The organism is Halomonas sp. V046, from assembly GCF_052645355.1.
This window is the reverse complement of sequence record NZ_JBQXYF010000006.1, coordinates 1-24,402: the sequence shown is the minus strand read 5'-3', so window position 1 is coordinate 24,402 and position 24,402 is coordinate 1. Positions and strand designations below refer to the sequence as shown.

Below are 24,402 nucleotides of genomic sequence, written 5' to 3'. Positions count from 1 at the left end.
ATGTTGGCGATTCGACAGACACTCGATAATCTCGAGCCGCATTTCCACAAGGGTGGCAAGTACGAGAAGTTCTATCCGCTCTATGAGGCGGTCGATACGATCTTCTACTCGCCGGCAAGCGTGACCAAGACCACTGCCCACGTGCGTGACGGCATCGACCTGAAACGCATCATGATCACCGTGTGGTTCTGCACCTTCCCGGCGATGCTGTTCGGCATGTGGAACGCCGGTTGGCAGGCCAACGAGGCCATTAGTGGTGGGTTTGATTCCATGGGTGGCTGGCGCGAGATGATCGTGCTGACCCTGGCCGGCGGTCATGACGCAGGCAGCCTGTGGTCCAACTTCGTGCTTGGCGCGACCTACTTCGTGCCGATCTATCTGGTGACCTTCGTCATCGGCGGTTTCTGGGAAGTGCTGTTCGCGATCAAGCGCGGGCACGAGGTCAACGAAGGCTTCTTCGTCACCTCGGTGCTCTACGCGCTGATCCTGCCGGCGACCATTCCGCTGTGGCAGGTGGCGCTCGGCATCACCTTCGGTGTGGTGATCGGCAAGGAAATCTTCGGCGGCACCGGCAAGAACTTCCTCAACCCGGCGCTGACCGGGCGTGCCTTCCTTTACTTTGCCTATCCGGCTCAAATCTCCGGTGACTCTGTGTGGGTCGCGGCCGATGGTTATACTGGGGCGACGCCGTTGTCCACCGTCTACCAGAGCGGCATGGCAGCACTGCAGGACCAGTACAGCTGGTGGGACGCCTTCCTCGGCTTCATTCCCGGCTCGGTGGGGGAGACGTCCACCTTGGCGATCCTGATCGGGGGCGCGGTATTGCTGGCCATGCGCATCGCCAGCTGGCGGATCGTCCTCGGCGTATTCCTGGGGATGGTCGCGATGAGCGCGATCTTCAACCTGGTCGGATCCGATACCAACGCCATGTTCGCCATGCCCTGGTATTGGCACCTGGCGGTCGGCGGTTTCGCCTTCGGCATGATCTTCATGGCGACCGACCCGGTGTCGGCCTCGATGACCAACCAGGGGCGACTCATCTTCGGTGCGCTGATCGGGGTGATGACCGTGCTGATCCGTGTGGTCAACCCGGCCTTCCCTGAGGGCATCATGCTGGCGATCCTGTTCGCTAACCTGTTTGCGCCGCTCATCGACCACTTCTTTGTAGAGGCCAACATCAAGCGTCGCGTCAAGCGCACGGCGGTTGCGGCCGAGGAGACCACCTGATGGCACAAGGTAACAACTCCATCAAGAAGATCCTGCTGGTTGCATTCTCGCTGTGCATCGTCTGCTCGATCATCGTCTCGACCGCAGCGGTTGGCCTGCGCGCCAAGCAGGAGCTGAATCAGGAGCTGGACCGCAAGTCCAACATTCTGGCCGTGGCCGATCTGTACGAGCCGGGCATGGACGTGCAGAAGGAGTTCTCCCAGGCGGTCACCGCCAAGGTGGTGGATCTCGAGACCGGTGAGTACACCGACGAGGTCGACCCGGAGAAGTACGACGGCTATCAGGCGTCCAAGGATCCGGCGCAGTCGCGCACCCTGTCGGGCGAGCAGGACCGGGCCGGCATCAGCCGTCAGGAGAAGTTCGCTACCATCTACCTGGTCGGCGACGAGCAAAATCCCGACCAGATCGTGCTGCCGGTTCGCGGTCAGGGCCTGTGGGGCCTGATGCGTGGCTATCTGGCGGTGCAGGGCGATGGCAACACCATCAACGGCATCACCTTCTTTTCTCACTCCGAGACGCCGGGGCTGGGGGGGGAAGTCGACAATCCGCGCTGGAAGGCCCAGTGGGAAGGCAAGGAAATCTATGAGTCTGCCGACTCCATGGATCCGGCCATCCAACTGGTCAAAGGCGGCGCCAGTGAGTCCACCGAGGTCGACGCGCTGTCTGGCGCCTCGCTGACCAGCCGTGGTGTGACCAACCTGGTGCAGTTCTGGCTGAGCCCGGAAGGCTTCGGCGGCTATCTGGCGCGCTTTCGCAGCGGCGCCGACGGTAGCGGCGAAGGCCAGGCCAGCGTCTCGATCTCTGACGACACCGAAGGAGCCTGATGATGACCGCACCGACTCCCAAGGGCGTAATCCTCACGCCCGTCTTCAAGAACAACCCCATCGCTCTTCAGATCCTGGGGATCTGTTCGGCGCTGGCGGTGACCTCCAGCCTCAGCGTGTCGCTGGTCATGTCGCTGGCCGTGATCTTCGTCACGGCGTTCTCCAGCATGTTCATCTCGCTGATCCGCAACCACATCCCGTCCGCGATCCGGATCATCGTGCAGATGACCATCATCGCGTCGCTGGTCATCGTGGTTGATCAGATTCTCAAGGCCTATGCCTATGAGATGTCCAAGCAGTTGTCGGTCTTCGTTGGCCTGATCATCACCAACTGCATCGTGATGGGGCGTGCCGAAGGCTTCGCCATGACCAATAGCCCGGGGCTTTCGTTCCTCGACGGCGTCGGCAACGGTCTGGGCTACGGCTTCATCCTCATGACCGTCGGCTTCTTCCGCGAGTTGTTCGGCGCCGGCAGCCTGTTCGGCGTGACCATTCTGGAGACCGTGCAGAACGGTGGCTGGTACGTGCCCAATGGCTTGCTGCTACTGCCGCCGTCCGCCTTCTTCATCATCGGTCTGATCATCTGGGTGATGCGTTCGCTGAACCCGGAGCAGGTCGAAGACAACGAGTTCGTGATGAAGGAAAACAGCCAGCCGAAGGAGGCCGTGTAAGATGGAACACTATCTGAGCCTATTCGTCGCCTCGGTGTTCGTCGAGAATATGGCGCTCGCCTTCTTCCTCGGCATGTGCACCTTCATGGCGGTATCCAAGAAGGTCTCATCGGCCATTGGCCTGGGGATCGCCGTGGTCGCGGTGCTGGCCATCACGGTGCCGGTGAACAACCTGATCCTGAAGTACCTGCTGGCCGAAGGCGCGCTGAGCTGGACCGGCATTGCCGGCGCCGAGAACATCGACCTGACCTTCCTGGGTCTGCTGTCGTACATCGGTGTCATCGCCGCCCTGGTACAGATTCTCGAGATGTTCCTCGACAAGTTCGTGCCGGCGCTCTACAACGCCCTCGGCGTGTTCCTGCCGCTGATCACGGTGAACTGTGCCATTCTTGGTGGCACCCTGTTCATGGTCGAGCGTAACTACAACTTCGGCGAGTCCGTGGTCTATGGCCTCGGCGCCGGCGTGGGTTGGGCACTTGCCATCACCGCCCTGGCCGGAATTCGTGAGAAGCTGAAGTACTCGGACGTGCCTGCGTCTCTGCAGGGCCTGGGCATCACCTTCATCACCGTGGGCCTGATGTCCCTGGGCTTCATGTCCTTCTCCGGCATCCAGCTCTGAGCGCGTTCCGGCGGCCCATGGCCGCCGGAACCCCGGCAACGCTAGCAATAGGAAACCGACATGGTTGATACATCAGTCATCGTGCTCGGCGTAGTCATGTTCACCGTTATCGTCATTAGTCTGACGGCGGTGATCCTGGCGGCGCGCAGCAGGCTCGTCAGTACTGGCGACGTGAGCATCGAGATCAATTCAGATCCCGACAACACCGTGACCACCCAGGCCGGTGGCAAGCTGTTGAACACCCTGGCCGCCAACGGCATCTTCCTGTCGTCCGCCTGTGGTGGCGGCGGTTCTTGCGCCCAGTGCAAGTGCCGCGTGGAAGACGGCGGCGGCTCGATCCTGCCGACCGAGGAGTCTCACTTCACCCTGCGTGAGAAGAAGGACGGCTGGCGCCTGTCGTGCCAGGTCCCGGTCAAGCAGGACATGAAGATCGAGGTCCCCGAAGAGGTCTTCGGCGTCAAGAAGTGGGAATGCGAGGTCATCGAGAATCCCAACGTCGCGACCTTCATCAAGGAGCTGAACCTCAAGCTGCCCGAGGGCGAGGAAGTGGCCTTCCGTGCCGGCGGCTACGTGCAGCTGGTCGCGCCGACCTACGACATCAAGTTTGCCGACTTCGATATCGACGAAGAGTACCGTGGCGACTGGGAGAAGTTCGGCCTGTTCGACGTCTCCCACAAGAACCAGGAAGAGGTCATCCGTGCCTATTCCATGGCCAACTATCCGGAAGAGAAGGGGATTCTCAAGTTCAACATCCGGATCGCCACGCCGCCGCCCAACACCAGCCACGCACCGGGTCTGATGTCGACCTATGTGTTCGGCCTGAAGGCCGGCGACAAGGTCACGGTGATGGGGCCCTTCGGTGAGTTCTTCGCCAAGGATACCGACGCCGAGATGGTCTTCGTCGGTGGCGGCGCCGGCATGGCGCCGATGCGAAGCCATATCTTCGATCAGTTGAAGCGCCTGGACACCAAGCGCAAGATCACCTTCTGGTATGGCGCACGCTCCTGGCGCGAGACCTTCTACAACGAAGAGTACGACAAGCTGGCCGAAGAGCACGACAACTTCGATTGGCACCTGGCGCTGTCCGATCCGCAGCCCGAGGACAACTGGGAAGGCCCCACCGGCTTCATCCATAATGTCCTGTTCGAGATGTACCTCAAGGATCACCCGGCTCCCGAAGATTGCGAGTTCTACATGTGCGGTCCGCCCATGATGAACGCCTCCGTGATCAAGCTGTTGCTGGATCTTGGGGTCGAGCCCGAGAACATCATGCTGGATGACTTCGGTGGCTGATTAGCGATCAAGCCGAAGGCAGAGGGCCGGCCCGGTGGGTCGGCCCTTTGTGTTGGTGGTGCGCCGTTTCTGGCATAATGGGCTCATTAGGCCGGTAATGGCCGGCGCGGGAATCCTGTGGCCCGTCCGTTGTCGAAGGCAGAGGCACGGGGCCGCCGCCACCACGGTGCCGATGAAAGTATTCTCCGGGGCACAGCGACACAGCCCCACCCTCCGGGCATTGGCCCCGGATCGACTTCAAGGAGTCTTCTCATGACTATCTATTTCGTTGTCCTGGTCGCCATGCTGCTGGTCGTCGGTGCCATGGCAATCGGCGTGATCCTGGGGCGCAAGCCCATCGCCGGGTCCTGTGGTGGTCTCAATCAGCTGGGGCTCAAGGACGGCTGCGACATTTGCGGTGGCAAGGATGAGGTGTGCGAAGAAGAGTCGAAGAAGCGTGGCGGCAGCGAGCGTCGTCGTAGCGACGAGAATCGCGGCCTCGATCTCGGCTACGACGCCAGCCGCCGCTGATCGCGGCGGTCATGAGTGATTCTGGCGGCGCCCTCGGGCGCCGCCTTCGTGCGGGGCCTAGTGGCACCGACAGCCAGATTCAGGCAGTAAGGAGAGACGATGGCAGTCCACAACTACGACGTGGTGGTGATCGGCACGGGTCCGGCCGGGGAAAGCGCCGCGATCAACGCGGCCAAGCACGGCAAACGCGTGGCGGTGATCGAGAAACAGAGTCGCGTCGGCGGGAACTGCACCCACTGGGGGACGATCCCCTCCAAGGCATTGCGCCATCAGGTGCGCCAGATCATGTCATTCAATACCAACACCATGTTTCGCGATATCGGCGAGCCGCGGTGGTTCTCCTTCCCCAAGGTGCGTGAGCGCTCCCGGGTGACCATCGATCAGCAGGTATCGATGCGCACGAACTTCTATGCCCGCAATCGCATCGACCTTTACCACGGGATCGCCCGCTTCAAGGATGAGCACACGCTCATGGTTCGCGGTAGCGGCGAAAACGTGGAGGAACTGGTGGCGGACAAGGTCATCATCGGTACCGGGTCACGGCCTTATCGGCCTGCCGATATCGATTTTCGCCACCCGCGGATCTACTGCTCCGATACCATTCTCGGCCTGCAGCACACGCCGCGCACCCTGATCATCTTCGGTGCCGGGGTGATCGGCTGCGAATACGCCTCGATCTTCTCCGGGCTCGGGCTCAAGGTCGACCTGATCAATAACCGCGGCAGCCTGCTGTCCTTCCTCGATGACGAGATCAGCGACGCCTTGTCCTACCACCTGCGCAAGCACGGGGTGCTGATTCGTCATAACGAAGAGTACGACCGTGTAGAAGGCGACGAGCACGGCGTCACGGTTCACCTGAAGTCCGGCAAGCGGCTGCGCGCAGACGCCTTCCTGTGGGCCAATGGTCGCACCGGCAATACCGATGAACTGGGCCTGGAGGCCATCGGATTGACGCCCAATGGTCGCGGTCAGCTGCAGGTCGATGAGCATTATCGCACCGAGATCCCGCATATCTATGCCGCCGGCGATGTGGTCGGCTGGCCGAGCCTTGCTAGTGCCGCCTATGACCAGGGCCTGAATGCGGTCGACGAGCTGCTCGATCGGGACTTCCGCTACGTGACCGAGGTGCCCACCGGGATCTACACCATTCCCGAGATCAGCTCCTTCGGTCGCACCGAGCGTGAGCTGACCGAGGCCAAGGTGCCTTACGAGGTCGGCCACGCCTTCTTCAAGGACACCGCCCGGGCGCAGATCACGGGGGATACCGTGGGCATGCTCAAGATCCTGTTCGATCAGGACAGTCTCGAGATCTACGGCATCCACTGCTTCGGTGACCAGGCCTCCGAGATCGTGCATATCGGCCAGGCGATCATGCAGCAGGACGGCGCGGCGAACACGCTCAAGTATTTCGTCAGCACCACCTTCAACTATCCGACCATGGCCGAGGCTTATCGGGTGGCGGCTCAGAATGGCCTGAATCGGGTGTTCTGACAGCGGTGTGGGTAGCGTAACGAGCAGGGGCGCCGATGATGGCGCCCCTGTTGCATTGTGCTGATGGTGCCGCTGTTGCGTTGTGGCGGTGATGGCGCGTTGTGCCGGTGGTGCGTGGCGTCAGGTCGACTCGGGCAAGTCACCCGCATAGCAGGGCGGGGAGCTCGGCAGGGCATCTGCCTGGTCCTCTCGGTGCAGGGCATCGAGCAGGGCCTCTCGCAACAGCGGCAGGTGAGAGTCATCGATCTCGCGGCTGGCGGTCAGCAGGGTCAGGCGAGCCCGCCGCGCAAGACGCATCAACGGTATCAGGTGGTCGGGCGCGTCGCGCAGCTCGCCGCGGTAGCGGATCTCGAATACCGAACGGTTGATGCTACCGGCATGGTACTGGCGACGCAGGGCCGGGCTCGGCGAGGCGTCCCGGTACCAGTCGGTGAGCGACAGCGACTCGCGAGGCTTGCCCCTTGGCCAGAGGCGGTCCACCAGCACCCGAGCCCCATCGTCATCGTCTATGGGCTGATAGATACGTTTGCTGACGATGTCATAGCTCATGGGGTGCCTCCTTCCAGTGATGCCAGCGCCTCTCGTGCCTGTTGCTGCCAGGGACCGGGCAGCTGTGCGGCGCGGGTGAGCGGTGTTCGGGCGCTGCCCGGCGTCTCGGAGTGGGCAAGCGTCAACCCGAGATTGAGCCAGGCGGCGGCGAGATCGGGATCCAGGATCGTGGCCCGACGCCAGGCGGCCACCGCCGCGTCGATGTCACCATTGCCATGATAGGCGTTGGCAAGACCGAAGGCCGCCATCGCGTGATCGGCAAAGCGCTCGGCGACGGCCTGCCAGGCCGGCAGCGCCGCTTCTTCTCCCTGGACGCGCTCGAACGCCGACACCGCGTCGACGGCGTCGTTGGCGCTGATGTCGCGGGGCAGCTCGCCGGCCGGCAAGGCGACGAAGGCCCAGCGCTCGCTGCGCGCCCAGGTGGCGTCGAAACGGCCGAAGGGAACGCGATCCTGGCGCGTGACGCCGGTGCGCAGCAGTATTTCCTCGGCGTTCAGGTCGTAGCCGTTGGCGACGGCAAAGTGCCACAGCGGGAAGGCCGGCAGCGACAGGTTCTGCATCACCACGACCGGGCGCCCGGTATCCAGCTCGGCGAAGATGGCGTCAAGGCGTGGCGCCAGCAGGAAGGGAATGCGGCCGTGGCGCCGCGTCGCGGCCAGCATTTCGGGCTGCAGGCTGCCCTGACGGCCGGGCACATAGACTTGCTCGATCAGCCGATCGACACCGACCTCGACGCCAGATGCGTTCAGCGACATGGCCAGTGCCGCAGGCCCGCATTGGTAGTCGCGCTGGGGATGAAAGGGGACCTCGTCGAGCACGACACGCGGAGATAGCGTTCGGAGGGCATCGGGGTCCAATACGGGCGTGCTGGCACAGCCGGCCAGCAACATCATCACCAGGGCCGTCAGCCACAGCCGGGCGGCGGAACCGAGAACGCCCGCAAGGCGGGCGTTCGGGGGTGAGCGGTGCAAGGGGCACAGCATCATGGCACCTGGGCTTAGCGAGTGAACGGATAGACGTCGGTCAGGCCGAGAATATCGGTGACCAGCAGGATCACGAACACCGCGAACAGTACGCCGATGACGCTGGCACCGGCCGGCAGCTGGTCGAGTTGCTCGGCCATCTGCTGGGCTTCCTTGTCGGACAGGGCGGCGACGCGGGCGTTGACTTCGTCTGCATCCACGCCCTGAAGCTGGAGCTGGCTACGGACGTCGTCACGGGCCAGCACCTGGTGAATGCGCGCCTTGGCATCGCTCGATTGCTGGGCGGCGAGAACCTCGGCGGTGCTCGCCAGCGGAGCACCGGTGGCGGCGACGGCGGGCAGGGCGCTGAGGGTCAGGGAGAGAATCAGTAGGGTGCAGATAAGGCGGCGGGTCATGGGGCTTCCTGTTTTTCGTGTGGCTGAATCGGGAGAACAAGGTACCCACGGCGCTCGGCCCTGCCAATGGAAGGCCGACGCGTGGTGGACGCCCGGCGTCCTGCCGGGCGGCCTGGGCCGCGATGAGGGGGCAAGTATAACCAATATGTCAGGGACATTTCATCACGCCAGTTCGATGCGATTACGGCCCCCTTCCTTGGCGCGATACAGCGCCTTGTCGGCGCTTCGGTAGAGCGTCGAAAAGCGCTCTTCGCTGTCGTCGTTGGCATCGCGGTCTGCGTCGACGGCAGCGGTATCGGCAACGGCAATGCCGATGCTGACCGTCAGAGAGTGATGTTCGGCGGGGGCCGGCAGGGTAAAGTCCTGGGTATGCCGGCGGATGCGTTCGCCGACGCGGGCGGCATCGACGCCGGCGGTGTGAGGCATCAGCAGGGCAAATTCTTCGCCGCCCAGGCGCGCGACCAGGTCAGAGCGCCTGGCGACGCTCTTGAGCAGGCGACCGAAGGCCTCCAGCACCTGATCGCCCGTGGGGTGTCCGTAGCCGTCGTTGATCGACTTGAAGTGGTCGAGGTCCAGCAATACCAACGCCACGGGCATATTGGCGGGCTCGAGCAGCAAGGGGGCCTGCTCGAGCCACTGGTGGCGGTTGGAGAGCTGGGTCAAGGAGTCGGTGATCGCCAGGCCGCGCAGCGTCTCGCTTTGGTGCTGCAGGTGGAGCAGCGCGGCGAGTAACCCCAGCGCCGTTGCCAGCACTAGCCCCACCAGCACGACGACCGCGAGGGCGAGTCCTTCGTTGATACGCTGTTGCACCGCACTGGCGGACTGCAGGCGGTCGTTCATTTCGCTGAAGATCCAGGCGAGCTGCTGCTCCAATGTCTTGGCGGCCTCGAGCGCTGCCGGGGACAGCGCGGTGTCGGAGGTGTCGATCAGTTGTGTCATCCGCTCGTGGTGGCCGAGGGCCTCTTGTATCTCGCCGGCGAACGCGGCGTCACGCAGGGAATCCAGCGGCATGCGGTCCAGGGTCTGAAGATAGAGCGATAGGCGCTGTTGCAGCATGGTGGCGGTATTCACCAGGCGCTCGCCGAGGGGGAAGGCCTCCTCGCGGGCCTCGGCATACAGCAGGCGACGTAGCCGATAGGTCTCTTCGTTGGCGCGTACCACGTCCAGGATCAGGCCGGTGTAGTCGGCGCCGATGTACTGGCGAGCCTGGGTTAGATACCACGCCAGCAGCACGGCGAAGAGGGCGCTCAGGGCGACCAGCAGGGCGATGAGCATCGCGCTGAGGGGGCGTGCCATGGAGGCTGTCATGGCGCGCTCATTGGGCTTCGATGCGGCGAATGCCCGAGATCCAGCGGCCGGCCGATTCGCTGCCGTCGAGCACCGCTTTGGCGTCGGTCGGTACGATCAGCAGCAACGGCCCCAGACGCGCCGAGGGTATGGGCCGGCCATTCAGGCGAGTGACCAGGAGATAGCGCTTGTCGCGGCGCAGCTTCGGCGTCAGAAAGGCCGAATAGCCAGCGCTGGAGATGAAGCGCACACGCGTCGCTGTGGCCAGGCCATGCCGGTCCAGGAAGTCGTCGACCCAGATGCCCGAGAAGAGGCCTTCGGGACCGCTTGGGTGCGTGAGGCGGGCCCGAACAAGCGGGTGTGTCTCGATCTGGGCCAGTGACAGGCTACGCGTCTGCTGCTCGCTGGCGAGCGTCAGGACGCCTGCTTCGTTGGCCAGCGATGGGTCGCCTGCTTCGTTGGCCAGCGCCGGGTCGCCCATGGCGAGGAGGAGCAAGCCGCCGACAGCGGAGGCGCTGAGGCCACTGCACAGACGCCGATGCCGATCAGCCGTCATGAGCCGCCTCCCTGTTGTAACGGATGCCAGAGAGTATCCTACGGCGTATGCAGTGGTCGGCGCGATTACAAAGTATGCAGAAACCGCCGTTGATGGCCGAGAGAAGACGATCCCCGCAGGCGCCGAGGGCATGGGGGATCGGTGGGGCAAGCCTGTGGCAAGGACGCCGGGCGGTCGGCTAGCTGTGTAAACCCACGCGGTAGGACGACGGCATTTCGGCCAGCAGGCCGCGGCCACCGGCAAGGGTTAGCGCCAAGTCCTGCAAGCCAGCCTGCAGGGGCAGGCTGGCGGCGCCCTTGATGGCAAGGTCCAGGCGCTGGGCGAACATCAGCAGCTTGTGCAGGCGCTTGAGCGGTAGCCGGCGAATCGCCTCCTGGTAGGGCGGCCGGCGGCGGTCGAAGATCGGTGGCTTCTGGGCCTTGCAGGCGTGCTCGAAGCTCTGGCCCTGATCCAGGTGCTGGTGCAGCGACAGCAGGGTCCGTAGCTCTCGGGTCAGCGCCCACAGGATGATCGGCGCCTCGGTGCCCTCCGCGGCGAGGCCGGTCAAGATGCGCAGGACCCGCTCGCGCTCGCCCTTCAGGCACGCATCGACCAGGGTGAAGACATCGTAGCGGGCGCTGTTCTCGACGCCGCCGGCGACTTCCCGGGGGCCGACCTGGGCCCCGGGCGGCAAGATCAAGGCGAGCTTCTGCAGCTCTTGATCCGCCGCCAGCAGGTTGCCCTCGGTGCGCTCACCGAGCAGGCGCGCGGCATCGATGTTCATGCCCAGGCCGTGGCGAGTGGCGCGATCGCGCAGCCAATAGCCCAGGCGTGACGCATCGACCGGCCATACCGGGACGAACAGGCCGACCTTGTCGAGGGCCTTGAACCAGGCGCTCTTCTGTTCCCGGGCATCGAGCTTGGCGCAGCTCAGCAGCAGGATGTTGTCGGGGCCGGCGTGCTCGGCGTACTCCTTGAGCACCTTGCCGCCTTCCTGGCCGGGCTTGGCGCCGCCGAGGCGAACCTCGATCAGCTTGCGCGACGCAAACAGCGACATGCTGGCGGCCGACTCGGTCAGTCGGCCCCAGGCGAAGTTGGCCTCGACGTGGAGCACTTCGCGCTCCTCGATGCCCGTTTCCCGGGCGCGTTGGCGCACCAGGTCGCAGGCCTCCATATGCTGTAGCGGCTCGTCACCGGCGACGATGATGATCGGCGGCAGCGATTTGGCCAGTGCGTCGGGCAGCTTGTCGGCAAACACCTTCATCGCGATCAGCTACCGGGCAGCGCGCGCAGACGGTCGATCAGCTGGCGTACGGCCTCACGGCGAGCCGTCTGCAGGGCGTCGGCGCGTAGATCATCCTTGGCCAGCAGGTTGTCGTCGGTGGTCGAGAAGCTCTCGATGACCTCGACGCTCTGGCGGTCGGCAAGATAGGCGCCGTCGCTGACGCGCTGCACGGTGTATGGCACGGTCAGCACCAGCTGCTGTTCCTGAGAGCCGGTATCGAGCACGCCGACCTGATGCGTCTCGACGTTTTCCTGGGCGAGATTCAGGCGCAGCGGAGCGCTGGCGTCGACCTGGGTGCCAAGCGATGCGAGCTGCTGGACCAGAAGGTCCTTGAACGGCCCGTCGGGCCCGGCCAGGGCGAGGCTGTCGATGGCGAGGACCTCGCCACCGACGCCGCGCAGACGGAAGCCGCAGCCGCCCAGGGTCAGGGCGGTGGCGCCGGTGAGAGACAGGCCGAGGAATTGGCGACGCTGCATGGGACCTCCTTATCCGGTGGAAGACGTTAGTTGGCGACGATGTTGACCAGTTTGCCCGGCACCACGATGACCTTGCGGATCGTCTTGCCGTCGGTGTGGCGGATGACGTTCTCGTTACCGAGAGCCTGGGCTTCGATGGCGTCCTTGGCGGCCGCGGAGTCGACTTCGATGCGGGCTCGCAGCTTGCCATTGACCTGCACCACCAGCTCTACGCTGTCGCGGGCCAGGGCATCTTCGTCGACCTTAGGCCAGGGGGCGTCGATCACGGCGTCGGTATGGCCGAGTTCATGCCACAGGCCATGGCAGGCGTGGGGCGTGATGGGGGCCAGCAACAGCACACAGGCCTCGACCGCCTCGCGAGCCACGGCAAGGCCCAGGGGCGAGGTGTCGGCAAACTTGCCGATGGCATTGGACAGCTCCATCACCGCGGCAATGGCGGTGTTGAAGGTGGTGCGACGGCCGATGTCGTCGCCGGCCTTGTTGATCGTCTCGTGGGTCTTGCGCCGCAGTTCGCGCTGGGCATCGTCCAGCGCCGCGCTATCGAGCCGGCCTGGGGAGCCGGCATTGACGTGCTCGGCGGCGATTCGCCACAGGCGCTTCAGGAAGCGCTGAGCGCCTTCGACGCCGGAGTCGGACCACTCGAGAGACTGCTCGGGGGGGGCGGCGAACATCATGAACAGGCGCACGGTATCGGCGCCGAAGCGATCGATCATGGCCTGGGGATCGACGCCGTTGTTCTTCGACTTCGACATCTTCTCGATGCCGCCCATCTCGACCGGCTTGCCATCGCTTAGCAGCGTGGCGCTGAGTGGCCGTCCCTTGTCGTCACGCTTGACCTCGACGTCGGCGGGGTTGAACCACGCCTTGCCGCCGTTGGCCTCGGTGCGATAGAAGGTCTCGGCGATGACCATGCCCTGGGTCAGCAGACGCTGGAACGGTTCGCTTGAGTCGACCAGACCGAAGTCGCGCATCAGCTTGTGGAAGAAGCGCGCGTAGAGCAGGTGCAGAATGGCGTGCTCGATCCCGCCGATGTACAGATCCACCGGCAGCCAGTAGTTGGCGCGCTCGTCGAGCATGGCGTCACGGTTGTCGGCGCAGCAGAAGCGCGCGTAGTACCACGACGACTCCATGAAGGTGTCGAAGGTGTCTGTCTCGCGGGTCCAGCCGTCGCCGAGATCGCTGAACGAGGGCATCTTCTTGAGCGGCGAACCCGAGGCGTCAACGGTGACCTCCATCGGCAAGGCCACGGGCAGCTCGGCGTCGGTCAGCGGCACCGTCTGGCCTTCGGGGCCGTACTTGACCGGGATCGGCGCGCCCCAGTAACGCTGGCGGGCCACGCCCCAGTCGCGCAGGCGATAGTTGGTCTTGACCTCGCCGTGGCCGTCGCGCTCGAGGCGTGCGGCGATGGCGTCGAAGGCGGCCTGGAACTCGAGGCCATCGAACTCCCCGGAGTGGATCAGCTTGCCGTGCTCGAGATACGCCGCTTCGCTAAGGTCGGGGGCCTGGCCGTTGGCGTCGGCGATCACCGGCGCGATGGGCAGGTTGTACTTGGTGGCGAACTCCCAGTCGCGCTGGTCGTGGGCCGGTACGGCCATGACCGCGCCGGTGCCGTACTCCATCAGCACAAAGTTGGCGACAAACACGGGAACCCGGTCGCCTGTCAGCGGATGGATCGCCTCGAAGCCCGTGGGCATGCCACGTTTTTCCATGGTGGCGAGCGCCGCCTCGGAGGTGCCGCCGTGGGAGCACTCCTCGAGGAAGTCGGCGAGCGCCGGATTGCCGTCGGCGGCCTTCCTGGCCAGCGGATGACCGGCGGCAACGGCCACGTAGGTGACGCCCATCAGGGTGTCGGGGCGGGTGGTATAGACGCGCAGCGCCTCGCTACCGGCGACCTCGAAGGCCAGCTCCACGCCCTTGGACTTGCCGATCCAGTTGCGCTGCATGGTCTTGACCTGCTCGGGCCACTCGACCTGGTCGAGATCCGCCAGCAGTTCATCGGCGTAGTCGGTGATCTTCAGAAACCACAGCGGGATTTCCTTGCGCTCGACCGGAGCACCGGAGCGCCAGCCGCAGCCATCGATGACCTGCTCGTTGGCCAGCACGGTCTGATCGACCGGGTCCCAGTTGACCGTGGACATCTTCTTGTAGACCAGGCCTTTGTCGACCAGCTTGGTGAAGAACCACTGCTCCCAGCGATAGTAGTCCGGGTCGCAGGTCGCGAATTCACGCTCCCAGTCATAGGCGAAGCCCAGCGCCTTGAGCTGGGTACGCATATAATCGATATTCTCGTAGGTCCACTTGCCCGGCGGCACCTGATTCTTGATCGCGGCGTTTTCCGCCGGCATGCCGAAGGCATCCCAGCCCATCGGCTGCATGACGTTCTTGCCCTGCATGCGCTGAAAGCGCGAGATGACGTCGCCGATGGTGTAGTTGCGTACGTGCCCCATGTGTAGCTTGCCGCTCGGGTAGGGGAACATCGACAGGCAATAGAACTTTTCGCGATTGGCGTCCTCAATCGCTTTGAAGCACTTGTTGTCGGTCCAGAACGTCTGGGCGGCGTGTTCGATGTCGTGGGGCTTGTACTGGGCGTCCATCGCGGTCTTCGAGTACCTTGCAGGTCGGGCGCAGCCGGTGGGCTGCGCGGTGGAATAAGGGTATCGCCCGGCGGCGCTGTTGTGCAGAATCAACAGATAGAGCAGACAAGAGGGCAGACGAGAGGGCAGACGCAGGGCCGCTGGGGCTGGTGTGTCGATGCTCTGGGCGCCGACCCGAAGGCGGCGCTTCGTCATGTTCCCGCCAGTCGCCGGCGAGGCCTGAATGCTCGCAAGGATACCCCAGCACGGCGGGTGGGGGCTATGGCCGTCGCCGGCGATGCGGCGTCGGTATGCTTCCCTCACGGTCCGGCGCTTGCACGCGGGACGCGTCGGCCACGGCATCAGCCTGACCATCACCCAGGAAAAGGAGAACACCATGAGTGATCATCAATCGTCCAAGGATCGGTCCCACGGCGATCATCGCCTGAGCGAGGGCTATGAGCGGATGTTGTCGCGGCTCAAGGAGGGCGCCGACGAGCTGACCTGGGAAAACCTGCAGCGCGATCTCGACGAGGCGGTGGAGTTCGAAGCCGAGCTCGAGGAGTACACCAAGGACGAGCTATCGCTGCTGCGAGCCTGGGTCGAGCGCGACCTCAAGGACATGCGGCGCTATCTCGCGGCGGGTGGCGAAGGCGTGGCCAGCTGGCTGGGCATCGACCTGGCGGTGCTGTCGCGCAAGGTGGTGGACTCGCTGCTGTCGATCGCCGATCGCAGCGTCATCGAGCGTGAGCGCCTGGAGGATGACCTGGAAGCCGCTCGGGCCGACTATACTGCCGGCGAGATGGCCGCCCCCGGACGCATGGCCTGCGTTCACTGTGACGCGGCCGTGGAGCTTCCCGGCGTGAAGCGCATCGACGCCTGTCATCAGTGCGGTCATCGCTATTTTGTTCGCGCTGGATAGCGCGCCGTGAAGCCCAGTGGTAGAGAGGTAGAGAAGTAGAGAGGTAGAGAGGGAAAGACGCCGATGTGGGCCCTGCCCGCATCGGCGTCTTGTCTGTTGCGTCGATCGGCCGGCTACAGCCCCCTGGCCAGCCAGCCGATGGCGAGCAGCACCAGCAACGACATGACGGCAGCGTACGGCAGGTTGTGGCGCATCATGCGATAGCCGCTGACGCCGTAGCGGCCCTGCAGCGACAGGTTGATACCCGATAGCGGACCGACACTGGTGCCGACCGCCCATGACGCCAGGGCGACGAAGCCGAACAGTGTCTGGTGGTTGGCGTCCAGCTCGAGCATCGAGGCCAGCACCGAGACGCCGATGATCGGATGCAGCCCGGCGACGGCGCTGGCGACGATGGCGAGGTAGCTGGCCATGGCGGGCAGAGTGCCGAAGGTCGGAAACAGCGTCCAGTCGCCTTGGGTCGCGGCATCGACCAGCGTCGAGAGGCCCTTGGTCAGCAGGCCCGCGCACAGGAACAGGGTGATTTCACCGCGCATGGCCGGCAAGCGCAACTCGGTATGCTGGCGCAGCCTGCGTCGGGTAGCCGGCCAGCCATGCAGCAGGTTGGTCAGTAAAGCGACCGTCGGCATCAGGAAGGTGATGATGCTGACGATGGTCAGCGCAGGCGTCAGCCGATAATGAAATACCATCACCAGGGTCGCCAGAATGACCGGCGTCAGCAGGCTCCTGGGGGCTAGCGAGAACCCCGCCACATCATCCAGCTCGAACCGTCGCGACAGCTCCAGCACGCTGAATACCCCCCCGGCAAGCGCCAGCGGCAGCCCCAGTGCGATCAGGCTGGCGTAGTCGAGTCCGGGGGCCAGGGTGATCACGACGCCCATGGAGGCGAAGAAGGGCGACCATAGCGCGGCGCTGGACAGGCCGCGATTGAGGCTGAGCAGCTGCGGGTCGGTGAGGGGCCCGCGACGCTCCAGGCGATCGCCAACCATGAACACCGTCGACAGGTTCAAGATGGCCCCGAGCAGATGGACGCCGAGCCAGGTGCCCGCGGCCCCGCGCTGTCCGGTGACCGGGTGGGTGCGCGGCGGTCCCTTGTCGCCCGGGCGCCCGATCAGCACGATAAAACTCACGCCGATCAGCATGGCCACGACAAAGGTATTGCCGTCGAGCAGGTGCCAGACGTCGATGTTGGCGCCGTAGACGAAGTGTGCCGCGATGAACATCGACAGGCCCGCCAACGCCAGGGTGCCGGCCTGCAGCTGGTTGCGTCGTGGAATGTCGACCCACATCAGTACCACGGCCGACCACAGCAGCGCGCTGACCAGCGGGCTCGGCAACGCCGGGATGACGAAGGACGTGACCTGCAGGGCCCACCCCGCCAGCGTGAGGAAGCCGGCGAGGCGGTGGCGAAAGGGCGTGGCGGTGGTCATCGGCAACTGACGTCCTTGTGATCATGAAAGCGCAGCGATGCGCGGCGGGGCGCGGGGCAGTGTCGGTTCGGCGGTACCCGGTCACGCCCAGCGGGGCCGCTCGCGGCGCCCCGGCTACTAACGCTCAGGCCAGCTCAGGGCGGCCTTCTCGCGGACCTCATCGAGGCGGGCGAGCATCGACCTGGCGGCATTGGACAGGGTGCGGTCACGGTGGACGAGATAGCCCAGCGGGCGTTCCACCGGGCTGGCGTCGACGTCGAGCCGGGCAAGCGTTCCGGCGGCGATCTCCTGGGCGACCATCTGCTCGGGCAACAGGCTCCAGCCAAGGCCAGCCGTGGCCATCATCTTGAGGGTTTCCAGGTAGTTCGTCGACTGCGTGACCGAGACGCGCAGGCCGCGATCGGCGAGTCGCGCCTGAATCAGCTGGCGGGTGAAGGTCAGCGGCCCCGGGAGAACGGCGTTGTGCTCGCAGAGTGTCGCCAGGGACAGCCGCCCGTGGCGCGCCAGCTCGTGATCCCGGGCGGCGACGAAACACAGCCGGTCGATCCACATCGGCACGACCTGAAGCTGTGGATCGGGCTCGGCGGCGAGGGTGACCACGGCGATCTCGATCTCGCCATCGAGGACCCCTTGATAGGCCTGCTCGGAGTCGAGAAAACGCAAGTCCAGGCGTACCTCCGGGTGATGCTTGACGTAGGCGCCGAGGATGGGGGGCAGGCGATGCAGGCCGATATGATGGCTGGTGGCGAGCGTCAGGCTGCCGCTGACGTCGCCGGTCAGGTTGCCCAGCGCCCGGCGACTGTCGTCGACCATGACCAGAATCTGGCGCGCTCGGGGCAGCAGCACCTGGCCCGCCTCGGTCAAGCTGACCCGGCGCCCGATGCGGTCGAAGAGCCGCGCCCGGGTCTGATTCTCGAGCACCGCGATACGCTTGCTGACCGCGGGCTGGGTCAGGTGGAGTTGCTCCGCGGCGCGGGAGAAACTGCTGGTATCGGCCACCGCCAAGAAGGCCTGCAGGCTTTGGGTGTCCATCGGCTGTCCCCGGCAAAGTTGAGTATTCCATTCTGGAATCGTTTGAATAAATAACATGAATTGCTTTTATTTGTCAGCGGCGAGACACTCATCTCATCGCGATGGCAGGCGCCCGGCGCCGGCGACGATCGAGCTCGGCCGTATCGATCGGACATCGAAGCGTGGTTTGAAGAGGGGCTTTAGCCCCCACGGAGGAGAAGACATGGCAGGCCAGACGCTTTACGACAAGTTGTGGCAGCAGCATTTGGTGAAGGCGCGCGATGATGGAACCGCGCTTATCTACATCGACCGTCAGTTGTTGCACGAAGTGACGTCCCCTCAGGCCTTCGAAGGCCTGCGCCTGGCCAACCGTCAGCCGTGGCGCCTCGATGCCAACCTGGCGACGCCGGATCACAACGTGCCGACCACGCTCAAGGAGCGCGCCGAGGGCAACAGCGGGATCAAGGATCCAGTGTCGCTGATCCAGGTGCAGACCCTGGACGACAACTGCGCTGCCTTCGGTATCGAGGAGTTTCGCATCAATGACCCGCGCCAGGGCATCGTTCACGTCGTCGGGCCGGAACAGGGCGCCACGCTGCCCGGAATGACCGTGGTCTGCGGCGACTCCCATACCGCGACCCACGGCGCCTTCGCCGCGCTGTCCCACGGCATCGGTACCTCCGAGGTCGAACACGTGCTGGCGACCCAGTGCCTGTTGGCGCAGAAGATGAAGAACATGCAGGTGCGCGTAGAAGGTGAGCTCGGTGCCGGTGTGACCGCCAAGGACGTCGTCCTGGCCATCATCGGCACGATCGGCACCGCCGGGGGCACCGGCTATGCCATCGAATTCGCCGGCAGCGCCATCGAGAGCCTGTCGATGGAAGGCCGCATGACCGTGTGCAATATGGCCATCGAGGCCGGCGCTCGGGTTGGCCTGATCGCGGTCGACGACACCACCATCGACTACTTGAAGGATCGCCCCTTCGCGCCCAAGGCCGATCAGTGGGACGCCGCCGTCCAGGACTGGCGCCACCTGGTGTCCGACGCTGACGCCGCCTTCGACAAGGTGGTCACACTGGCCGCAGCCGATATCGAGCCACAGGTGAGCTGGGGCACCAGCCCCGAGATGGTCACCGGCATCGGTGGCGAGGTGCCGGACCCGGCCGATGCCGCCGATGAGACCGCCCGCGGAGGCATCAACCGCGCGCTTGAGTACATGGGGCTCAATGCCCGTCAGAAGATCACCGACATCCGGCTCGATAAGGTATTCATCGGCTCGTGCACCAATTCGCGCATCGAGGATCTTCGCGAAGCGGCCAAGGTCGCTCAGGGGCGCAAGGTCGCCGATACCATTCAGCTGGCCATGGTGGTGCCGGGCTCTGGCCTGGTGAAGCGTCAGGCCGAGGCCGAAGGTCTCGACAAGGTGTTCATCGAGGCAGGATTTGAGTGGCGTGAGCCGGGCTGTTCCATGTGCCTGGCGATGAACGCCGACAAACTCGGTGCCGGCGAGCACTGCGCCTCGACCTCGAACCGCAACTTCGAGGGCCGCCAGGGCTACGGTGGACGTACGCACCTGGTCAGCCCGGCGATGGCCGCTGCCGCCGCCATCGCCGGCCACTTCGTCGACGTGCGAACGTTCGCCGGCGACGCCGCTGCCAACCACGCCCACCAGGAGGCCTGAGCCATGAACAAGTTTGAACGCCTCGACGGCCTGGTGGCACCGCTGGACCGGGCCAACGTCGACACCGACCTGATCATTCCCAAGCAGTTTCTGAAGTCGATTCAGCGCACCGGCTTCGGCGTCAATCTGTTCGACGAGCTGCGCTATCTGGATGAGGGGCAGCCCGGACAGGACGTCTCCCAGCGCCCGCTGAACCCGGATTTCGTCCTTAATCAGCCGCGGTTTCAGGGCGCGAGCGTGCTGCTGGCGCGGCGCAACTTCGGCTGCGGCAGCTCCCGGGAGCATGCGCCCTGGGCGCTTGAGGATTTCGGGTTCCGCGCGGTGATCGCGCCGAGTTTCGCCGACATCTTCTACAACAATGCCTTCAAGAACGGCATTCTGCTGATCACCCTCGGCGAGGACGAGCTCGATCGCCTGTTCGCCGAGGTGGAAGCCAACGAGGGCTATCGACTCGATATCGACCTCGAGCATCAGCGGGTGACCACGCCGTCCGGGGAGATTCTTGAATTCGAGGTCGATGCCTTCCGCAAGCATTGCCTGCTCGAGGGGCTCGACGACATCGGCATCACGCTGACCGATGAAGAGGCGATTCACGCTTTCGAGGCGCGCCATCGCGCCGAGCGCCCTTGGCTGTTCCGCGAAACGGCCAAGGCTTGATGTCATGCGCCCGCCACTCGGCGGGCGTTTCGTGTCTGCACCAACGATTCAGTCCGGCGTGACGGCCGGCGGTTAAGGAAATGTCTGCCATGACTCGCAAGATTCTCGTTCTTCCCGGCGACGGTATCGGCCCGGAAATCACCGCCCAGGCAAGCCGTGTGCTGGCCGCTTGCCAGGCCCTGGGTCTCGACGTGGAAGTCGAACACGGGCTCGTCGGCGGCAGCGCCTATGATGCCCACGGTCATCCGTTGCCCGAAGAGACCCTGGCCAAGGCGAGAGCCGCCGACGCGATCCTGCTGGGGGCCGTCGGGGGACCCCAGTGGGACAGCATCGAGGACCTGACCAAGCGCCCCGAGAAGGGGCTTTTGGGCCTGCGCAAGGAACTTGGCCTGTTCGGTAACCTGCGCCCGGCCATTCTCTACCCGCAGCTCGCCGAGGCCTCGTCGCTGAAGCCCGAACTCGTCGCCGGTCTCGACATCATGATCGTGCGCGAGTTGACCGGGGGGATCTACTTCGGCCAGCCCCGCGGGATCGAGCAGCGCGATGGCCAGCGAGTCGGCTTCAACACCTATGTCTACAGCGAAAGCGAGATCGAGCGTATCGGTCGGGTCGCCTTCGAGATGGCGCAGAAGCGTGGCAAGAAGCTTTGCAGCGTGGACAAGGCCAACGTCCTGGAGGTCACCATCCTGTGGCGCGAGGTGATGGATCGCCTGGCCGCGGACTATCCCGACGTCGAGCTGTCCCACATGTACGTCGATAACGCCGCCATGCAACTGGTGCGTGCGCCCAAACAGTTCGATGTGGTGGTCACCGGCAACATGTTCGGGGACATCCTGTCCGATGCCGCCGCCATGTTGACCGGCTCGATCGGCATGCTGCCGTCGGCATCGCTCAACGAACGCGGCCAGGGCATGTACGAGCCGTGCCACGGCAGTGCCCCGGACATCGCCGGCGAAGGCATCGCCAATCCGCTGGCGACCATCCTGTCGGTGGCCATGATGCTGCGCTATTCCCTCGACGAGCCCGCGCTTGCCGAACGCATCGAGGCGGCCGTCGGCAAGGTCCTCGATGATGGCCTGCGTACCGCCGATATCGCCTACCCCGGGACTCGCCAGGTGTCGACCGCGGAAATGGGCGACGCCGTTCTCGCGGCGCTAGGCTGAGCCGAGCCGCTCGCGCTGCCCTGGGCTGAGCCGTGCCGTTCACGTGGCCCTGAGCTGAGAGGCCGCTCGCGCGGTCGGGCTGGCCCGTCGAGGCCGGTGCCCCGCCCCGGGTGGCCGGCTCAGCGTTGGAAGGTGGCAAAGGCAACAGGAACGACTTCTCCGGCAGCGTCTGAAAGGCGCTGCCGGTTTCTGTATAATATGCATCTCACTCGATTTCTGGAGGGCTTCACATGTTGAAAGTCGGTTTCGTCGGATGGCGCGGCATGGTGGGTTCGGTGCTGATGCAGCGCATGGTGGAAGATGGAGACTTCAAGGGCATCGAGCCGGTCTTCTTCACTACCTCACAGGTCGGTCAGGCCGGTCCCGACGTCGGCGTGGACGTGCCTCCGCTGAAAGATGCCTTCGACCTCGATGCGCTCAAGGCGCTCGACGTCATCGTGACCTGCCAGGGGGGCGATTACACCAAGAAGGTCTATGAGGACCTGCGTGGCGGCGGCTGGAAAGGCTACTGGATCGATGCCGCCAGCACCCTACGCATGGCTGACGACGCCACCATCGTGCTGGATCCGGTCAATCGTAACGTCATCGACCAGCAGCTGGCCGCCGGTGCCAAGACCTTCGTCGGGGGCAACTGCACCGTCAGCCTGATGCTGATGGGCCTTGGCGGGCTGTTCGAGGCCAACATGATCGAATGGATGACGTCGATGACCTATCAGGCGGCGTCCGGCTCCGGTGCCAAGCACATGCGTGAGCTGCTCAACCAGATGGGGACGCTGCGCGATACCGTGGGCGAGGAGCTCAAGGATCCGGCGAGCGCTATCCTGGATATCGATCGCAAGGTGACCGCGGCGATGCGCTCCGGTGACTTCCCGACCGATAACTTCGGTGCGCCCCTGGCCGGCAGCCTGCTGCCCTGGATCGATTCCAAGCTCGACAACGGCCAGAGCCGTGAAGAGTGGAAGGGCTTCGTCGAGACCAACAAGATCCTCGGTCGCTCGGACAAGCCGGTGCCGATCGATGGCCTTTGCGTGCGTATCGGCGCTATGCGCTCCCACAGCCAGGCCTTTACCATCAAGCTTAAACAGGACGTGCCGCTTGATGAGATCGAAGACCGTTTGGCCAAGCACAACGAGTGGGTCAAGGTCATCGCCAATGACAAGGACGCTACCATCGAGGGTCTGACGCCGACCGCCGCCACCGGCACACTGAGCGTTCCGGTCGGGCGCCTGCGCAAGCTCAACATGGGCGGTGAATACCTGTCCGCGTTCAGCGTCGGCGATCAACTGCTGTGGGGCGCCGCCGAGCCCTTAAAGCGCATGCTCAAGATTCTTCGCGAGCAGTAACCGTGTCAGGCGACTCCTGATGGAGTCGCCGTCGTAGACGCAAGTGGGGCGCCCTGGGGCGCCCCACTTGCGTTGTCGTGCTCGGGTGGCACCAGCTGGCGCGAAACCGCCACGGTGGCGCCCACGCAGAGACTGGGGCTCGCTGTCATGGTTGTGGCCACTCAAGCCGGCACCCACCGCCTAATGCATTGGCGGGATGTCATTCTTTTGCATGATGGTGATGAGACATTCTGATCGGCACGACCACGGTACCGGAGGATGAGGCGAGAGCGGTGGCTGTGGTTTTGCTGTGCTTGATCAGGATGCGAGACTTGTGGTTCTCGTGTTCATTGTGTGTTTACTTTGCTGTTTTTAAAGTGTTTTTATAATATTTCAGGAATTATCGTCTTAAATTGGACTATCGGCCAGTATTGGTGAGTCTGACGGGCTAATATTGTTTAAATAGGTAAGTTTGTAGCTTTAAGACTACAAAAATAGAACAAGAAGCCTTGCCTATCTCCTACAAGCCGTCGCTTCCGAGGGGCTCCATCATGCTTGATGCTACGTCGGCCACTATTTCCCGTCTCGTCGGTCGCGCTTGGGTGCGTGATGAAGAAGGGCAGCTTCGTGAGGTGGGGGAGGGCGACGTCATTCGGCAGGGAGAGGTTCTGATCACCGACGCCGGTGCACGGGTCGATGTCGTTTCAACCGACGGGGTGTCGCTGGCGCAGTTTGGTGGCGCCATGGAAGTGCTCATGCTGGATGAGGCGGGCCAGGGCAATCCGTCGGCCTACCAGGTGCTGGGAAACGCCGACGTCGAAGAGGTCCTGGCCGCGATCGAGCGGTTCGATGGCGATTTGCTCGAACTCCTGGGTGCCGCCGCCGCGGGCGGCGTAGCCGACGGCGGAAGCGCGGACAACGGCAGCAACTTCGTGCGTCTGTTGCGGATAGCGGAAAGTGTCGGCGGCGGACCGCTGCTGGATTTCGATCCGGCGCAGGTGAACTCGGCGCTCACCCATGCGGAGGTAGTTCCCGTCGGCCTGGACGGTGACGTGACGACGGGCGGCGGCGCAGGTGACGGCGGTGACGGCTCTGGTGGAGGCCTTGGTGGTGAGTCGGGTGGCGGCGCTGGTGGTGAGTCGGGTGGCGGCGCTGGTGGTGAGTCGGGTGGCGGCGCTGGTGGTGAGTCGGGTGGCGGCTCTGGCAGCACCGGCGCGCCGACGGTGACGATTCCCGATGGTAATGGCAGCGGTAATGGTGATGGCAGTGGCGCCGGGGCCGGCCACCACAGCCTGGTGGAAGCCAGCGGCGAGAGCGTCAGCGCGAGCATGACGGTGGGCGCCGAGGCCGGGATTGCCGCGGTCACGGTGGCGGGCAAGGACGTGACGACGGCCAGCGCCACGGCGCCGGTCACGCTGTCCGGCAGCTACGGCACGCTGACGATCACCGGCTTCGACGCGGCCAGCGGCCAGATCGCCTACACCTACACCGCCGATGG

The 24,402-nt window shown here is 64.5% G+C and carries 23 protein-coding genes; 13 read left to right on the top strand and 10 right to left on the bottom strand.

Annotation, left to right across the window (positions count from 1 at the left end):
* From ACUN9Y_RS09210 to sthA, 7 genes are all read left to right on the top strand, one after another.
* Positions 1-1,227, top strand: coding sequence for an NADH:ubiquinone reductase (Na(+)-transporting) subunit B (locus tag ACUN9Y_RS09210; protein ID WP_445460678.1), 1,227 nt, complete (start codon positions 1-3; stop codon positions 1,225-1,227).
* The gene (locus ACUN9Y_RS09205) at positions 1,227-2,051 is read left to right on the top strand and encodes a Na(+)-translocating NADH-quinone reductase subunit C (RefSeq protein WP_445460409.1); all 825 of its coding nucleotides are present in this window, start codon (positions 1,227-1,229) and stop codon (positions 2,049-2,051) included. Before ACUN9Y_RS09210 ends, ACUN9Y_RS09205 begins: the two co-directional genes overlap by 1 nt.
* 2 nt (positions 2,052-2,053) lie before the next feature.
* Complete coding sequence (locus ACUN9Y_RS09200; RefSeq protein ID WP_445460408.1) at positions 2,054-2,722, top strand: NADH:ubiquinone reductase (Na(+)-transporting) subunit D; 669 nt, start codon at positions 2,054-2,056, stop codon at positions 2,720-2,722.
* A gap of 1 nt (position 2,723) precedes the next feature.
* A complete protein-coding gene (nqrE, locus tag ACUN9Y_RS09195; protein WP_445460407.1) occupies positions 2,724-3,341 on the top strand; it encodes an NADH:ubiquinone reductase (Na(+)-transporting) subunit E in 618 nt (205 codons plus the stop codon).
* Positions 3,342-3,401: 60 nt separating this feature from the next.
* A complete protein-coding gene (gene nqrF, locus ACUN9Y_RS09190; protein ID WP_445460406.1) occupies positions 3,402-4,634 on the top strand; it encodes an NADH:ubiquinone reductase (Na(+)-transporting) subunit F in 1,233 nt (410 codons plus the stop codon).
* Positions 4,635-4,886: 252 nt separating this feature from the next.
* Positions 4,887-5,144: a (Na+)-NQR maturation NqrM gene (gene nqrM, locus ACUN9Y_RS09185; RefSeq protein WP_445460405.1), complete on the top strand. Its 258-nt coding sequence runs from the start codon at positions 4,887-4,889 to the stop codon at positions 5,142-5,144.
* Positions 5,145-5,243: 99 nt separating this feature from the next.
* Positions 5,244-6,635 (top strand): Si-specific NAD(P)(+) transhydrogenase, encoded by a 1,392-nt coding sequence (gene sthA / locus ACUN9Y_RS09180; protein ID WP_445460404.1) that lies wholly within the window; start codon positions 5,244-5,246, stop codon positions 6,633-6,635.
* 120 nt (positions 6,636-6,755) lie between these two features.
* Here the strand turns inward: sthA and ACUN9Y_RS09175 are convergent, their stop codons facing one another.
* The 8 genes from ACUN9Y_RS09175 to leuS all read right to left on the bottom strand — a co-directional run bounded on the left by ACUN9Y_RS09175 (position 6,756) and on the right by leuS (position 14,739).
* On the bottom strand, positions 6,756-7,184 hold the full coding sequence (locus ACUN9Y_RS09175; protein WP_445460403.1) for a DUF488 domain-containing protein: 429 nt from the start codon (positions 7,182-7,184) through the stop codon (positions 6,756-6,758).
* The gene (locus ACUN9Y_RS09170) at positions 7,181-8,167 is read right to left on the bottom strand and encodes a PA2778 family cysteine peptidase (RefSeq protein WP_445460402.1); all 987 of its coding nucleotides are present in this window, start codon (positions 8,165-8,167) and stop codon (positions 7,181-7,183) included. Before ACUN9Y_RS09170 ends, ACUN9Y_RS09175 begins: the two co-directional genes overlap by 4 nt.
* A 14-nt stretch (positions 8,168-8,181) precedes the next feature.
* A complete protein-coding gene (locus ACUN9Y_RS09165) occupies positions 8,182-8,562 on the bottom strand; it encodes a PA2779 family protein (RefSeq protein ID WP_445460401.1) in 381 nt (126 codons plus the stop codon).
* A gap of 162 nt (positions 8,563-8,724) precedes the next feature.
* Positions 8,725-9,858, bottom strand: a complete 1,134-nt coding sequence (locus tag ACUN9Y_RS09160; RefSeq protein ID WP_445460400.1) for a diguanylate cyclase domain-containing protein — start codon at positions 9,856-9,858, stop codon at positions 8,725-8,727.
* Positions 9,859-9,877: 19 nt separating this feature from the next.
* Entirely contained in the window at positions 9,878-10,405 is a 528-nt protein-coding gene (locus ACUN9Y_RS09155) for a hypothetical protein (protein ID WP_445460399.1), read from the bottom strand.
* A gap of 178 nt (positions 10,406-10,583) precedes the next feature.
* Entirely contained in the window at positions 10,584-11,648 is a 1,065-nt protein-coding gene (holA, locus tag ACUN9Y_RS09150; protein ID WP_445460398.1) for a DNA polymerase III subunit delta, read from the bottom strand.
* 5 nt (positions 11,649-11,653) lie between these two features.
* Positions 11,654-12,145 carry an LPS-assembly lipoprotein LptE gene (locus tag ACUN9Y_RS09145; RefSeq protein ID WP_445460397.1) on the bottom strand — a complete coding sequence of 164 codons (492 nt, stop codon included), beginning with the start codon at positions 12,143-12,145 and terminating at the stop codon, positions 11,654-11,656.
* Positions 12,146-12,171: 26 nt separating this feature from the next.
* On the bottom strand, positions 12,172-14,739 hold the full coding sequence (leuS, locus tag ACUN9Y_RS09140; RefSeq protein WP_445460677.1) for a leucine--tRNA ligase: 2,568 nt from the start codon (positions 14,737-14,739) through the stop codon (positions 12,172-12,174).
* Positions 14,740-15,115: 376 nt separating this feature from the next.
* Here leuS and ACUN9Y_RS09135 point away from each other — a divergent pair, with 376 nt between their 5' ends.
* Positions 15,116-15,640 carry a zinc ribbon-containing protein gene (locus ACUN9Y_RS09135; protein ID WP_445460396.1) on the top strand — a complete coding sequence of 175 codons (525 nt, stop codon included), beginning with the start codon at positions 15,116-15,118 and terminating at the stop codon, positions 15,638-15,640.
* 113 nt (positions 15,641-15,753) lie between these two features.
* On the opposite strand, the gene ACUN9Y_RS09130 is transcribed toward ACUN9Y_RS09135, so the two are convergent.
* Together ACUN9Y_RS09130 and ACUN9Y_RS09125 are read right to left on the bottom strand one after the other, a co-directional pair.
* Positions 15,754-17,070 carry a hypothetical protein gene (locus ACUN9Y_RS09130; RefSeq protein ID WP_445460395.1) on the bottom strand — a complete coding sequence of 439 codons (1,317 nt, stop codon included), beginning with the start codon at positions 17,068-17,070 and terminating at the stop codon, positions 15,754-15,756.
* Between the two features lie 117 nt (positions 17,071-17,187).
* Positions 17,188-18,102: a LysR family transcriptional regulator gene (locus tag ACUN9Y_RS09125; RefSeq protein ID WP_445460394.1), complete on the bottom strand. Its 915-nt coding sequence runs from the start codon at positions 18,100-18,102 to the stop codon at positions 17,188-17,190.
* A gap of 202 nt (positions 18,103-18,304) precedes the next feature.
* Between ACUN9Y_RS09125 and leuC the strand changes: the two genes are divergently transcribed.
* From leuC to ACUN9Y_RS09100, 5 genes are all read left to right on the top strand, one after another.
* Positions 18,305-19,762 carry a 3-isopropylmalate dehydratase large subunit gene (leuC, locus tag ACUN9Y_RS09120; RefSeq protein WP_445460393.1) on the top strand — a complete coding sequence of 486 codons (1,458 nt, stop codon included), beginning with the start codon at positions 18,305-18,307 and terminating at the stop codon, positions 19,760-19,762.
* 3 nt (positions 19,763-19,765) lie between these two features.
* Positions 19,766-20,419 carry a 3-isopropylmalate dehydratase small subunit gene (leuD, locus tag ACUN9Y_RS09115; protein ID WP_445460392.1) on the top strand — a complete coding sequence of 218 codons (654 nt, stop codon included), beginning with the start codon at positions 19,766-19,768 and terminating at the stop codon, positions 20,417-20,419.
* An 89-nt stretch (positions 20,420-20,508) separates the two neighbouring features.
* The gene (gene leuB, locus ACUN9Y_RS09110) at positions 20,509-21,582 is read left to right on the top strand and encodes a 3-isopropylmalate dehydrogenase (RefSeq protein WP_445460391.1); all 1,074 of its coding nucleotides are present in this window, start codon (positions 20,509-20,511) and stop codon (positions 21,580-21,582) included.
* 230 nt (positions 21,583-21,812) lie between these two features.
* Complete coding sequence (gene asd, locus ACUN9Y_RS09105; protein ID WP_445460390.1) at positions 21,813-22,925, top strand: aspartate-semialdehyde dehydrogenase; 1,113 nt, start codon at positions 21,813-21,815, stop codon at positions 22,923-22,925.
* 530 nt (positions 22,926-23,455) lie between these two features.
* Positions 23,456-24,402 (top strand): retention module-containing protein (locus tag ACUN9Y_RS09100; RefSeq protein WP_445460389.1); only part of this gene is annotated, 947 nt, incomplete at its 3' end.